General features: G+C 74.8%; 9 protein-coding genes. 5 read left to right on the forward strand and 4 right to left on the reverse strand.

The annotated features are described in order from the left end of the window. Positions 1–156: 156 nt before the first annotated feature. The 3 genes from ACYVHQ_RS13415 to hrpA form a co-directional block, all read right to left on the reverse strand. Positions 157–762 (reverse strand): nitroreductase family protein, encoded by a 606-nt coding sequence (locus ACYVHQ_RS13415; protein ID WP_460513859.1) that lies wholly within the window; start codon positions 760–762, stop codon positions 157–159. Positions 763–945: 183 nt separating this feature from the next. Beyond that, positions 946–1956: a LacI family DNA-binding transcriptional regulator gene (locus ACYVHQ_RS13420; protein ID WP_460513861.1), complete on the reverse strand. Its 1011-nt coding sequence runs from the start codon at positions 1954–1956 to the stop codon at positions 946–948. Positions 1957–2051: 95 nt separating this feature from the next. Then, complete coding sequence (gene hrpA, locus ACYVHQ_RS13425; protein WP_460513863.1) at positions 2052–5900, reverse strand: ATP-dependent RNA helicase HrpA; 3849 nt, start codon at positions 5898–5900, stop codon at positions 2052–2054. A 137-nt stretch (positions 5901–6037) separates the two neighbouring features. Between hrpA and ACYVHQ_RS13430 the strand changes: the two genes are divergently transcribed. From ACYVHQ_RS13430 to ACYVHQ_RS13450, 5 genes are read left to right on the forward strand one after another with little or no spacing between them, the layout of a single operon-like run. After that, entirely contained in the window at positions 6038–6613 is a 576-nt protein-coding gene (locus ACYVHQ_RS13430; RefSeq protein WP_460513865.1) for a hypothetical protein, read from the forward strand. A gap of 13 nt (positions 6614–6626) precedes the next feature. Next, positions 6627–8207, forward strand: a complete 1581-nt coding sequence (locus ACYVHQ_RS13435) for an MmgE/PrpD family protein (RefSeq protein ID WP_460513910.1) — start codon at positions 6627–6629, stop codon at positions 8205–8207. Continuing rightward, complete coding sequence (gene prpB, locus ACYVHQ_RS13440; protein WP_460513866.1) at positions 8207–9109, forward strand: methylisocitrate lyase; 903 nt, start codon at positions 8207–8209, stop codon at positions 9107–9109. Before ACYVHQ_RS13435 ends, prpB begins: the two co-directional genes overlap by 1 nt. A 36-nt stretch (positions 9110–9145) precedes the next feature. Next, complete coding sequence (locus ACYVHQ_RS13445) at positions 9146–10348, forward strand: bifunctional 2-methylcitrate synthase/citrate synthase (RefSeq protein ID WP_460513868.1); 1203 nt, start codon at positions 9146–9148, stop codon at positions 10346–10348. Positions 10349–10357: 9 nt separating this feature from the next. Continuing rightward, positions 10358–12382, forward strand: a complete 2025-nt coding sequence (locus ACYVHQ_RS13450) for a thioredoxin domain-containing protein (RefSeq protein WP_460513870.1) — start codon at positions 10358–10360, stop codon at positions 12380–12382. 540 nt (positions 12383–12922) lie between these two features. Here the strand turns inward: ACYVHQ_RS13450 and ACYVHQ_RS13455 are convergent. Next, positions 12923–13795, reverse strand: coding sequence for a sulfurtransferase (locus ACYVHQ_RS13455; RefSeq protein WP_460513872.1), 873 nt, complete (start codon positions 13793–13795; stop codon positions 12923–12925). Positions 13796–13856: the final 61 nt, after the last annotated feature.

The raw sequence follows: 13856 nt of genomic DNA on the forward strand, positions 1-13856 counted from the left end.
GGTGACTGCTGCGATCATTACATCGTTGTAACCGAAGCGCAAGCACCGGTGCGTCCCCCGCCGGGGACACGACGACGGCACGGGCGCGTCGCTGCGGCACGCAGGGCGTGCGGCGGCGACGCGCCCGTGCCGTCGAGCACGGCCGGGCGCGACCGGTCAGGCGCGGACGAGCACCAGCTCGTCGAGCGACAGGCGCTCGCGCGGCGCGACCTCGCGCTCGGCGAGGGCCTCGACGAGCTGCTCGGCCGGCGCGACGGTGCCGATCGCGCTCACGGTGACCGGCTTGAGGTTCTCGGTGAGGCCGAAGGCGGCGACGATGCGGTCCCACTCGACGCCCGCCATCTGGTGCACGTGCAGGCCCTCGGCGTGAGCCTGGACCGTGAGGTGGGCGACGGCCTGCCCGAGGTCGTACTCGGCGTACGGCCGCAGGTCGCCCTCGATCGTCGAGGTCTCGGCGATGCCCACCACCAGGGCCGAGGCGTCACCGGCCCAGGCGGCGTTGAAGCCGAGCAGGGCCTCGTGGATCGCCTGGAACTCAGGGGTGCCGCGGCGCGCGACGACGAAGCGGCGCGACTGCTGGTTGGCGCAGGACGGCGCCCAACGGGCCGCCTCGAGCAGGGCGGTGAGCTGGTCGTCGCCGATCTCGGCGTCACGGTCGAAGGAGCGCGGGCTCCAGCGCTCGTCGAGCAGCGGCGTGAGCGGCACGCTCGACTCGGCGGTGCGACGGGTGGCGGGCGTGGTGTCGGTGGTGCTGAAGGTCACGAGGGGCAGCTTTCGTACGGCGGACGGGGTCGGCACGTCGTCGGGCCTCGTCCACCGTAACGTCGATGACACGTCATCTCTTCCCGCACGGCTGCGGCCCGAGGCCGGCACGGAGCCGAGGCGGTGGTGGGTCGAGCAGTCCCGTCCGGCCGGTCCCGCCGGGCTCCGCCGCGCCTCCTGCGCTCAGCGGGTGGCGGTGCTCGCGCGGTCGACGATGCGGTGGGGGATGCGCACCAGCACGGGCTCGCCCTCGCGGTCGGCGATGCGGTCGGCGAGCAGCTCGAGCGTGCGCGTCGCGAAGAGCCACTTGTCGAAGGCGACGGTGGTCAGCGCGGGCACGGCGAAGCGGCCGTCGGCCACGTCGTCGAAGCCCGCCACCGACACGTCGCCCGGCACGCTCAGGCCCGCGGCGGCGAGCTCGTGCAGCGCCCCGAGCGCCAGCGAGTCGGTGAAGCAGAAGAGCGCGTCGGGCAGGGGACCGCCCTGGGCGAGCATCCTGCTCACCGCCGACGCGGCTCCGGGAGAGGACCACTCCTCCACCACGATCTCGAGCGCGGGGTCGTGGACGAGGCCGAGCTCGTCGAGGGCGAGCCGCCAGCCGAGCGTGCGCGCGCGGGCCGAGGCGGTGTCGGCCCCCGGGGCGAAGCAGCCGAGCACCGCGATGCGACGGTGGCCGAGCGCCGCCAGGTGCAGGGTCATGTCGCGGGCCGCCGCGACGCTGTCGACGCCCACCTGGTCGACGAGGGTCTGCTCCACCTCGCCGATCACGACGACCGGGGGCAGCGTGTCGGCACCGCCGATGGCGCTCGCGTCGAGCGTCACCGGGTTGAGCACGAGCCCGTCGACGAGGTGCTCCTTGCCGCGGTAGAGCAGGTCGTGCTCGCGTTCGGGGCGCGTGCCGGTCTGCTCGATCTGCACCGCCCAGCCGCGCTCGTGCGCGACCTCGACGAAGACGTGCACCATCTCGGCCGAGTAGGGCGTGCCCAGGTCGGGGAACGCGAGGGCGATCGCGCCCGTCCGACCGTTGCGCAGGCCGCGGGCGCTGAGGTTCGGCCGGTAGTCCAACCGACGCACGGCGTCCTCGACCCGGGCGCGGGTCTCGGGCCGCACGGGCACCCCACCGTTGACGACGTTCGAGACCGTCTTCGGCGACACCCCCGCGAGGGCGGCCACGTCCCTCACCGTCGCGCGCACCTGGTCAGGTTAGCGGCAGCGAGCCGCCCGGCCCGCGCCGGGCCCGCGCCCGCGCCCGGCTCGCGGCTCGCGTCCGGCCCGCGGCCCGCGCCGGCTCAGACCTGCGCGAGCACCTTCGCGATGCGCTGCAGCGAGACCGACTCGCTGGGGCGCAGGTCTTGGGCGAAGAGGCTGAGGCGGAACTCCTCGAGCATCCACCGGGCCCTCACGAGCGCAGGAGGCGCGCCCACCGCGGGAGGGTAGGTCCCGCCCGCCTCCTCGTACCGCTGCTCGGCGGCCTGCACCTCGGTCAGCCAGGCGCGGTCGCGCGAGGGGTTCTCGACCAGCTTCGCCACGCGACGCTGGACGCCCACGAGGTACACCGGCACGCGCTGGAGCTGCTGCAGCCCCGTCGCCGAGACGAAGCCCGGGCCGACGAGGCGGTCGCGCTGCTGTCGCACGTCGGTCAGCGGGGTGAGCAGCGCCATGCTCGTGGCGCCCTTCACCGCCTTGTCGACGTCGCGGGCCGCCGTGAGCGTGCGCGCCACGAGCGACACGGTCTGGAACATCTGGTCCATGACGGCGCCCGACACCCGGTCGCGCACCGTGAGGAACTCCTTCTTCGTGAAGACCATCCCGTCGGGCTGGACCCGGCGCAGGACGTCGTCGACGACGGCGACCAGGCAGTCCGCGAAGAGCGCTGCGGTGTTCTGGTAGGGGCTCGTCGCGAGGATGAGCTTCTCGGCGCTCGTGAGGTGCTGCTGCACGTAGGCGACCGGGCTGGGCACCGCGAGCATGAGCAGGCGGCGCACGCCGCGAGGGGTCTCGCGCGCCTGGTCCTCGGGCGTGGCCATGAGGCGGACCGAGACCGAGGCGCCGTCGTCGACGAGCGCCGGGTAGGCCCGGATCACCGTGTCGCCGTGCCGCGTGTCGACGACGCGCGGCAGCTCGTCGACGTCCCACGTGGTGAGACCGGAGCGCTCGAGGGCGTTCCGCGGTGCCGCCGGAGCCGGGGCGTCGACCGCGGGGGCGCCGCGGCGGCCGCGCCCCCGGCCTCCTGAGGGCTGGCCCTGGCCCTGCGTGACGCGGGCGACGCTCTCGCGCGCGTCGGCGGCGAGGCGCTCCTGCAGGAGGGCCAGCTCCTTGCCGGCACCGAGGGTGCGGCCGCGCTCGTCGACGACGGCCCAGGTCACCCGCAGGTGCCCGGGGACCCGGTGCAGGTCGAAGTCGTCCGCGGCGACGGGCGTGTACGTGAGCTTCGTGATCACCCTCGCGAGGGTCGCCGTGAACGGCTCGTCGACGTCGGCCGGGGGAGCGTCGGGCAGCTCGTCGGTGAGCTTGCGCGCCCAGTCGGCGGCGGGCACGACGTTCTTGCGCAGGTGCTTCGGCAGCGACTTGATGAGGGCCGTGACCAGCTCGTCACGGAGACCTGGCACCTGCCAGTCGAAGCCGACCGGGCGCATCCGGGCCAGGAGCGGCAGCGGCACGACCACGGTGACGCCGTCGTCGTCGGCCCCGGGCTCGAAGCGGTAGCGCAGGGTGAGGGTCTGGTCGCCCTGGCGCCAGGTGCTCGGGAACGCCTGCTCGTCGACATCGGGCTCGTCGTCGCCGAGCAGGTCGGCGGCCGTCATCGTCAGCAGGTCGGGGGTCTCGCGGCGGGCCTTCCGCCACCAGCCCTCGAAGTCGCGCGTCGTCGCCACCTCGGCGGGCACGCGCCGGTGGAAGAACTCGAACACGGCCTCGCCGTCGACGAGCACGTCGCGGCGGCGGGTGCGCTCCTCGAGCTCCGTGAGCTCGCGCAGCAGCTCGCGGTTGGGGCGCTCGAACGACTGACGGCTCTCCCAGTCGCCCTCGACGAGCGCGTGGCGGATGAAGAGCTCCCGCGCGTACGCAGGGTCCACGCGCGCGAACTGCACCCGACGCCGAGGGACGATGGGCACGCCGTAGAGCGTCACGCGCTCGTACGCGACGACCGCGCCCTGCTTCTTCTCCCAGTGCGGCTCGCCGTAGCTGCGCTTGACCAGGTCGGGGGCGAGCGGCTCGGCCCAGGCCGGGTCGATGGTGCCCGCGACGCGCGCGAAGAGGCGGCTCGTCTCCACGAGCTCGGCGGCCATGACCGCCTCGGGCTGCTTCTTCGCGAGCGAGCTGCCCGGGAACAGCAGGAACCGCGTCTGGCGCGCCCCCACGTAGTCCTTCTTCTGCGGGTCGCGCAGGCCGATCTGGCTGAGCAGGCCCGCGAGCAGGCTCCGGTGCACTCCGTCGGGGTTCGCGCTGCGCTCGCCGACGTGCAGGCCCAGGGGCTTGGCGGCGCGGATCAGCTGACGCTGGACGTCCTGCCACTCGCGCACGCGCAGGTAGTTGAGGAACTCGTCGCGGCAGAGGCGCTTGAAGGCGTTGCCGCTGAGCTCGCGCTGCTTCTCCTCGAGGTGGTTCCAGAGGTTGAGCAGGGTGAGGAAGTCGCCCTTCGGATCACGGTGGCGGGCGTGCATCGCGTCGGCCTGCTCGCGCCGCTCGAGGGGGCGCTCGCGGACGTCCTGGATCGCGAGGGCGGCCACGATGGCGATCACCTCGCGGGTGGTGCCGTGCTGCTTCGACTCGAGCACCATGCGGGCCAGGCGCGGGTCGATCGGCAGCCGCGTGAGCTGCTTGCCGACGCGCGTGATCTGCGGTTCGCGACCCGGGCCTCCGGGCGTGACCGCACCGAGCTCGCGGAGCAGGTCGACGCCGTCCTTGATGCCGCGCGAGTCGGGCGGCTGCAGGAACGGGAAGTCGGCGATGTCGCCCAGGCCGAGCGAGATCATCTGCAGGATGACCGCGGCGAGGTTGGTGCGCAGGATCTCGGGCTCGGTGTACTCGGGGCGCTTGTCGAAGTCCGCCTCGGAGTACAGGCGGATCGCGATGCCGGGGCTCGTGCGGCCCGACCGGCCGGAGCGCTGGGAGGCGCTGGCCTGCGAGATGGCCTCGATGGGCAGCCGCTGCACCTTGGCGCGGGTCGAGTAGCGGCTGATGCGGGCGGTGCCGGCGTCGACCACATACTTGATGCCGGGCACCGTGAGGCTGGTCTCGGCGACGTTCGTGGCGAGCACGACGCGACGCCGCACCCCGGGCGTGCGCGTGCGCTCGAAGATGCGGTGCTGGTCCGCGGCGCTGAGCCGGCCGTAGAGGGGCAGGACCTCGGTGCCGGGCAGGCGCCGGGCCTCGATGGCGTCCTGGGCGTCACGGATCTCGGTCTCGCCGCTGAGGAAGACCAGCACGTCGCCGGGGGCCTCGCCGGCGAGCTCGTCGAGCGCCGCGTTGATGCCCTGCAGGTAGTCCTTGTCGTCGGCACGGCCGCGGGCGGGCTGGTCGTCGGGGTCGTCGCCCTCGGCGTCGGCGTCGGCGACGAGCGGCCGGTAGCGGATCTCGACGGGGTGGGTCCGCCCCGAGACCTCGATGACGGGGGCGCCGTCGAAGTGCCGGGAGAAGCTCTCGGGGTCGATGGTCGCGCTCGTGACGACGACCTTGAGGTCGGGGCGCCGGGGGAGCAGCTGCTTGAGGTAGCCGAGCAGGAAGTCGATGGTGAGGCTGCGCTCGTGGGCCTCGTCGATGATGATCGTGTCGTACCGGCGCAGGTCGCGGTCGAAGTGGATCTCGTTGAGGAGGATCCCGTCGGTCATGAGCTTGATCTGCGTCTGCTCGGAGACCTGGTCGGTGAAACGCACCTGGTACCCGACGAGCCCGCCGACCTCGCCGCCGAGCTCCTCGGCGATGCGCTCGCTCACGGTCCGGGCCGCGATGCGCCTTGGCTGCGTGTGGCCGATGCTCGTGCGCCCGAGCTCGAGGCAGATCTTGGGCAGCTGCGTGGTCTTGCCGGAGCCCGTGGCGCCGGCCACGATGACGACCTGGTGGTCGCGGATCGCGGCGGCGATGTCGTCGCGCTTCTGGCTGACGGGCAGCTCGGGCGGGAACGTGATCGTGGGCATCATGAGCCCTCCATCCTAGGCCGGGCCCGGGCGTGTCGGCACCTCGACCCCTCCTCCCCGGCAGGAGGCGCGGAGTCGTCGTCCACGACCGTCGCGTCGGTCGTGCCCTGGCCCGGTCGCGGCACGGCACGGTCGACCCCATGAAGCACGCAGCCACCGTCCCCGCTCCCCTCCTCGACCCCACCGATGTGCCCCCGCACGCCGGACGGGCCTTCCTCGTCGTGATGACCGACCCGGTCCGCGCCCGGCTCGTCGACCTGCTCGCGGACGGGCCCGCGACGCTCGCGAGCCTGACCGACGCGGTGACCGAGCGCGTGCCGACGACGGCCGAGGTGGTCGAGGCGCACCTGGGCGTGATGGCGGCGGCCGGCTTCGCCTGGTCGGACGACCCCGACGGCGTGCGCGCACGGTCGCGTCGCTGGGCGGGCCTCGACCTGGAGGCCTTCAGCGAGCGCGTCGACGACCTCGTCGCGCTGATCGACGAACTGCGCGACGCGGGCGACCACGAGCAGGTCGGCGACGCGGCCGGGGCCCTCGACGCCGCCTGGAACGGCAGGAGGCGCGAACCCGCCCTGCGCGCGGCCGCTGCGGCCTTCCACGCCTCGCCCGCCGGTCGACGCCACGCGGCCCGCGTCCGGGCAGGCACCCTCGGCGTCCCGGTCCCGGCGACCGGACCGACGGCGGCGGAGGCCGCCGTCGCGGCGGGGCCCGCCTAGAGTGGCGGGCGTGATGCTCAACGACGTGCACGTCCACCGTTCCGGCGACCCCGTGGAGCGCGAGCGCGAGCTCGCCTGGAAGCTCGCCGCCGTCGCGACCGACCCCGTCGAGGTCGACGACGACGTCGCCGAAGCCGTGATCGACCGCGTCATCGACAACGCCGCGGTCGCCGCCGCCAGCCTCCGGCGTGCACCCGTCGTCGCCGCCAGGGCCCAGGCCGAGGCGCGGCAGCAGCGCCGCCCCCGCCACGTCGGGCACGACGCCCCCGAGCAGCCGGCCCCGGCAGGGGGCACGCCCCGCGCCCGTCACGGCTCCACCGTGGTCGGCCTCCCGCCCGAGGTCGCCGTCCAGCCCGAGTGGGCGGCCTGGGCGAACGGCGTCGCCGTGCGCGAGCTCGACTTCCACGACACGTTCCTCGCCGCGGAGTACTCGCACCCCGGCGACAACGTCCCGCCCCTGGTCGCCGTCGCGCAGCACGCGGGGCGGACCGGCCGCGACCTCCTGCGCGGCCTCGCCGCCGCCTACGAGCTGCAGATCGACCTCGCCCGCGGCATCAGCCTCCACGCCCACGCGATCGACCACGTCGCGCACCTCGGCCCGAGCGCCGCCGGCGGGCTCGGGGCCCTCCTCGGCCTCGACACGGAGACCACGTACCAGGCGATCGGGCAGACGCTGCACACCACCACGGCCACCCGGCAGTCGCGCAAGGGCCTCATCTCGACCTGGAAGGCCTACGCCCCCGCCTTCGCCGGCAAGCAGGCCGTCGAGGCCATCGACCGCGCGCTCCGCGGCCAGACCAGCCCCAGCCCGATCTACGAGGGCGAGGACGGGGTGATCGCGCGCCTCCTCGACGGCCCCGACGCGGCCTACCAGGTGCCCCTGCCCGGTCCGGGCGAGGCCAAGCGGGCGATCCTCGCCAGCTACACGAAGGAGCACAGCGCCGAGTACCAGGCCCAGGCGTGGATCGACCTCGCCCGCCGCCTGGGCCGCGAGCGCCCCGAGCTCCGCGACCCCGAGCGCGTGCGGCGCATCGTCTTGCGCACGAGCCACCACACGCACGTCGTCATCGGCTCGGGCTCCGGCGACCCGCAGAAGTACGACCCGACGGCGAGCCGCGAGACCCTCGACCACTCGATCCCGTACATCGTCGCCGTCGCGCTGCAGGACGGCGCTTGGCACCACGAGCGCAGCTACGCGCCCGAGCGCGCGGCACGGCCCGACACCGTCGCGCTCTGGCAGCGCATCACGACCGCCGAGGACGCGGCCTGGACCCGCCGGTACCACGACCCGGATCCCGACCAGCGGGCCTTCGGCGGCCGGATCGAGGTCGAGCTCGCGGACGGCACGACGCTCGTCGACGAGATCGCCGTGGCCGACGCCCACCCCCAGGGCGCCCGGCCGTTCCGGCGCGAGGACTACGTGCAGAAGTTCCGCACGCTCGCCGAGGGGGTGCTCGACGAGGCCGAGGCGGAGCGGTTCCTCGACGTGGCCACGCGCCTCCGGACCCTGCGCGCCGACGAGCTCGTCGGCCTCACGATCACGCCCGTCGCCGGGCACCTCGACGGGCTCGACGAGCCGGACGGGCTCTTCTGATGCTGTACTCGCAGGTCACGCCGACCGAGAAGCGCCGCCGGCTCCGGGAGCGGCTCGCGGGGGACGAGCTCGTCCGGCTGCCGGGTGCCTTCAACCCGCTGAGCGCCCGGTCGATCGAGGCCAAGGGCTTCGAGGGCGTCTACGTCTCGGGCGCCGTGGTCAGCGCCGACCTGGGCCTGCCGGACATCGGCCTCACCACCCTCACTGAGGTCGCCACGCGGGCCGGGCAGATCGCGCGCGTGACCGACCTGCCGACCCTCGTCGACGCCGACACGGGCTTCGGCGAACCCATGAACGTCGCCCGCACCGTCCAGGCGATGGAGGACGCCGGCCTGGCAGGCCTCCACGTCGAGGACCAGGTGAACCCCAAGCGCTGCGGGCACCTCGACGGCAAGCAGGTCGTCGACCTCACGACGGCCGTCCGGCGCGTCAGGGCCGCCGTCGACGGGCGCCGCGACCCCGACTTCGTCGTCGTGGCCCGCACCGACGTGCGTGCCTCGGAGGGGCTCGCCGCCACCGTCGACCGCGCGAGGGCGCTCGTCGACGCCGGGGCCGACGCGGTGTTCCCCGAGGCCCTGGTCGGGCTCGCCGAGTTCGAGGCGGTCGCCGACGCGGTGGGCGTGCCCGTGCTCGCCAACATGACCGAGTTCGGCAAGGGCGAGCTGCACACGGCCGACGACCTCCGCAGCGCCGGGGTGCGGATGGTCATCTGGCCGGTCACGCTGCTCCGGCTGGCGATGGGCGAGGCCGAGCGCGGGCTCGACGAGCTCGCGGCGACGGGCACCCAGGCCGCCCTGCTCGACCGCATGCAGCACCGCGCGGACCTCTACGACCTCGTCGACTACGCGGGGTACTCCGCGTTCGACGGATCGGTCTTCGACTTCACCGTGGAGCGGGGCTAGGCTCGCACGCACCATCCGGCTCACGAAGGAGTGACCATGGGCGACACCCTGACCGCACCCGTCGGTGCACCCCGCGTCGAGACCGAGCCGGAGCTGCACCGCGGCCTCGTCGGCGTCACCGTCGACCGGACCGCCGTCTCGCACGTCGACCCGGTCTCCGGGTCCCTGCTCTACCGCGGCCACCCCGTCGAGCAGCTCGTCGAGCACCGCGACGTCGAGGACGTCGCGCACCTGCTCCTCGTCGGCGAACTGCCCACGCCCGCCGAGCGCGAGGCCTTCACGGCCGAGGTCCGCGCCGCGCGGTCGCTGGCACCGGGCCTGAGGCACCTGCTCGACCTGGTGCCGACGAGCGCCCACCCCATGGACGTGGTCCGCACGGCCGTGAGCGCCCTCGGCGCCGCCTCGCCGGAGCGGCCGCTCGCCCCAGGGCGCTGGGACGCCGACGCCACGCGGCGGCACGCCGCACGCTTGTTCGGTGCCCTGCCGGCGATCATCGCCCACGACCAGCGCCGCCGCCACGACCTGCCCCCGGTGCCGCCGCGCGACGACCTCGGCCACGCCGCGGACTTCCTCCACCAGGTCTTCGACCGCGAGCCCGACCCGCTCGACGTCGCCGCCCTCGACGCCAGCCTGGTCCTCTACGCCGAGCACTCCTTCAACGCGTCGACCTTCACCGCCCGCGTGGTCGCGTCGACGCAGTCCGACCTGCACTCCGCGGTGACCGCCGCGATCGGCGCCCTCAAGGGCCCCCTGCACGGCGGTGCCAACGAGGCCGCGCTGGACCTGCTCGAGGTGGTCTCCGGCGAGGACGACCTCGAGCGCTGGCTCGACGAGGCCCTCGGCCGCGGAGACAAGCTGATGGGCTTCGGCCACCGCGTCTACAAGGACGGCGACAGCCGGGTGCCGACCATGGAGCGGGCGCTGGCCGACCTCGTCGACCGGGCCCGGGCCTCCGGCCACCCCCGGGTCGACCGCCTCGCGGCGACCTACGACGCGCTCCAGGCGGCGGTGCTCGAGCGCAAGCGGCTGAAGCCCAACGTCGACTACCCCTCGGGGCTGGCCTACCACCTGATGGGGTTCGAGACGCAGGCCTTCACCCCGCTGTTCGTCGCGTCGCGCGTGCTCGGCTGGTCGGCGCACGTGATCGAGCAGCGGGCGGCGAACGTGCTGATCCGCCCCCTGGCGCACTACGACGGCCCCGCGCACCGCCCCGTGCCGCGGGCCGCCGGGCGGGCCTAGCGTGGGCGCATGCCGAACCGTCTCGCAGGCTCCGTCAGCCCGTACCTGAGGTCGCACGCCGACAACCCCGTCGACTGGTGGCCGTGGTCCGAGGAGGCGTTCGCCGAGGCGGCCCGGCGGGACGTCCCCGTCATGGTCTCCATCGGCTACTCGACCTGCCACTGGTGCCACGTGATGGCGCGCGAGAGCTTCAGCGACCCGGCGATCGCCGAGCTGGTGAACGGGTCGATGGTCGCGATCAAGGTCGACCGCGAGGAGCACCCCGACGTCGACGCCAGCTACCTGGCGGCCGCCTCCGCCTTCGTCGAGGGCCTCGGCTGGCCGCTCACCGTGTTCGTCACGCCCCAGGGGCACGCCTTCTTCGCCGGCACGTACTTCCCGCCGCAGCCCGTCCAGGGCCACGCGTCGTTCCGCCAGGTCGTCGAGGCCGTGCTCGAGGCGTGGCGCGACAGGAGGCCCCAGGTCGACGGCACGGCGGCCGGCGTGGCAGAGGCGCTCGCCGCGCAGCAGGCGGCCGTGCACGACGCGGGCGCCGCTCCTGCGCTGCCGTCGCGCCCGGAGCTGCTCCGCAGCGTGCACCAGCTCGCCGCGCACGAGGACGTCGAGCACGGCGGGTTCGGAGGTGCGCCGAAGTTCCCGGTGGCCCCCGCGCAGCTGTTCCTGCTCACCGCGGCCGCGTGGGGCGACGGGACCGCCTTCGAGCTCGCGCACCGCACGCTGCGACGCATGGCCGCCTCGCCGCTGCGCGACCCCGTCGAGGGAGGCTTCTTCCGCTACGCCGTGCGCCGCGACTGGCACGAGCCGCACTACGAGCGCATGCTCACCGACAACGCGCTGCTGCTGCGCGCCTACTCGCGACTCTCGGTGCTGGACGGACCGGACGCCCAGGGGGCCGACGCGCAGGAGGCCGACGGTCCCGACCCCCTGACCGTCGCGTCCGGCATCGCCGACTTCCTCCTCGGCACCCTGCGCACCCCCCGCGGCGGCTTCGGTGCCGGCCAGGACAGCGAGAGCACCATCGACGGACGCCGTGTCGAGGGCGGCTACTACTCGCTCGACGCCGACGGGCGGGCCGCCCTCGACCCGCCGCCCGTCGACGACAAGGTCCTCACGGGCTGGAACGGCTTGGCGATCGGCGCGCTCGCCGAGGCCGGCGCCCGCCACGACCGGCCGGACTGGGTCGCCGCCGCACGGGACGCCGCCGAGCTCCTGCTCACCGAGCACGTGCGCGACGGTCGGCTGCTCCGGGCCTCGACGTCGTCGGGCCGTTCCACGGCGGTCGCCACCCTCGAGGACCACGGCATGCTCGCCGAGGGCCTGCTCACCCTGACCCTGGCCACCGGCGAGCCGCGCTGGGCCGTCGCCGCCCGGGCGCTCGTCGACTCGTGCCTCCTGCCCGACGACGACCCGCGCGTCTTCGCCGCCCCCGGCGGACCCGACCCGCTGCTCGCCTCCCAGGGCGTCGCGCTCGCCGCCGACCCGACCGAGGGCGCGTACCCGTCGGGGCTCGCCGCGACGGCCGCCGCAGCCCTGCTGCTGTTCCAGCTCACGGCCGACCCGCGCTACCGCGACGCGGCCGCCCGGGCCGTGGCCGGTCGTGGGGAGGCGGCCCTCGACAACCTCCTCGCGCACGGCACGACGGCGATGCTCGCCGCCCGGCTCGCGGCGCCGTCACGGCAGATCGTCGTCGTCACGCCCGAGGAGCGCCGCAGTTCGGCGGCGCCCGGTTCGGCGGCGGCCGGTTCGGCGGCGGCCGGTTCGGCGGCGGTTGGCCCGGCGGCGGTTGGCCCGGCGGCGGCCGGCGACGACCGCGACGCGATCGCCTGGTGCGCGCGTCGCGTGCTCGTGCCGGGCTCGCTCGCCGTCGTCGTCACGGAGGCCGCTGCCGTCGAGCTGGCCGACGCGGGGTTCGAGCTCTTCGCCGGCCGGAGCGTCCAAGAGGGCCGGACCACCGCCTACCTCTGCCGCGACTTCACCTGTCGCCTGCCGGTCACCGACCTCGCCTCCTTCCAGGCCGACCTGGCGGTGGCCTGACGCGTACCCCGTCGGCCCCGCCCCGCCGCCCGGCGCCCGTCCGCCCGGCTCCCGTCCGCCCGGCTCCCGCCCGCCCCGCACCCTTCCGCCCTCGTTCTTCGGAGTAGGCGACTGTTCCTGGCCTGCACACCCGCGCCTCCTGCCGTTCACCGGCGTGTCGTCGCCGAGGTGTCGCGTTCGGTTCCGGACGCGACCTGCGGGGCCGGCAACGGGCCTCCTGCGGGTGGTCGGCCTTCGTCGACAGGTGTCAGATCCCGCCTCGTCCGGGGTCGGCTCCGGTCGCGTTCGGCGCCGAACGCGACAACTCCTGGACGACACGCCGCCCCACGGGCAGGAGGAGCGCCGGATCCCGCCCCGCAGGTCGCCTTTTCGGCAGAGGACGAGGGGAGGCAGGGGCCGGGCGGAAGGCAGGGGCTGCGGGGGCGCGCGCGGGCGGGCTAGCGCTGAGGAGGAGAGCAGGGGCGGAGGAGAGCAGGGGCGCAGGGGTGCAGGGGCGCAGGGGCGCAGGCGCGCCCGAGGGGGGCAGGAGGCGGCGGGCGGTCAGGCCGCGGCGGGCGCGACCAGCGGGGCGACCGGGTCGGCGGCCCACTCGGCGAGCGAACCGTCGTAGAGGCTGACCCGGGTGTGGCCCACGAGCGTGAGCGCCAGGGCGTCGGCGGCGGCCTGCACGCCGGCGCCGCAGTAGACGACGACCCGCTGGGCGTCGACGGCCGGCCCGAGGGCCGCGCGCAGCTCCGGCGTGCGCCGGAAGTGCCGGGAGTCGTCGACGAGCGCGTCGAGGGGCGCGTTCACGCTGCCGGGGATGTGCCCGGGGCGCGCCCAGTGCCCCTCGCTGCCCTCGAACTCGGCGGGCGGCAGTCCGCAGACGAGGGCGGCGTCCTCACAACCGGCGACGACCGCCTCGACGAAGGCCTTGTCGGCCCAGGCGTCGGGGCGCTCCTCCGCGACGAAGTCGACGGCGGCCGGTTCGACGGCCCCGAGGTCGTAGGGGCGCTCCTCGCTCCGCCAGGCCGACCAGCCACCGTCGAGCACGGCGACGTCGTCGTAGCCGAAGGCGCGGAAGAGCCACCACAGTCGGGCGGCCCACTGGCCGCGGGACGAGTCGTAGACGACGACGCAGGTGTCGTTCGTGATGCCGAGCGCCCCGACGGCCTCTTCGAAGGCGGTCTCGCCCGGTCGGGTGAACGGCAGCGGCGACGAGGCGTCGCTGAAGTCGCCCGGCAGGTCGGCGAACACCGCCCCGGGCACGTGCCCGTCGAGCAGGTAGGCCTCGTGGCCGGTGTGCCAGCTGCGCGTGCCCCCGGCGGCCGCGGAGACAACGACGCTGGCATCGACGACGACGAGGTCGTCGGCACCCAGGTGGTCGGCGACCCACTGCGTCGACACGATGGGGGCGGTCAGCACGGGAGACATGTCCGCCACCGTAGCGGCGACCCCCGTCACGGTCCAGGGAACGCGACGCGCGATGTCACAG

It is taken from the genome of Frigoribacterium salinisoli, from assembly GCF_054781095.1.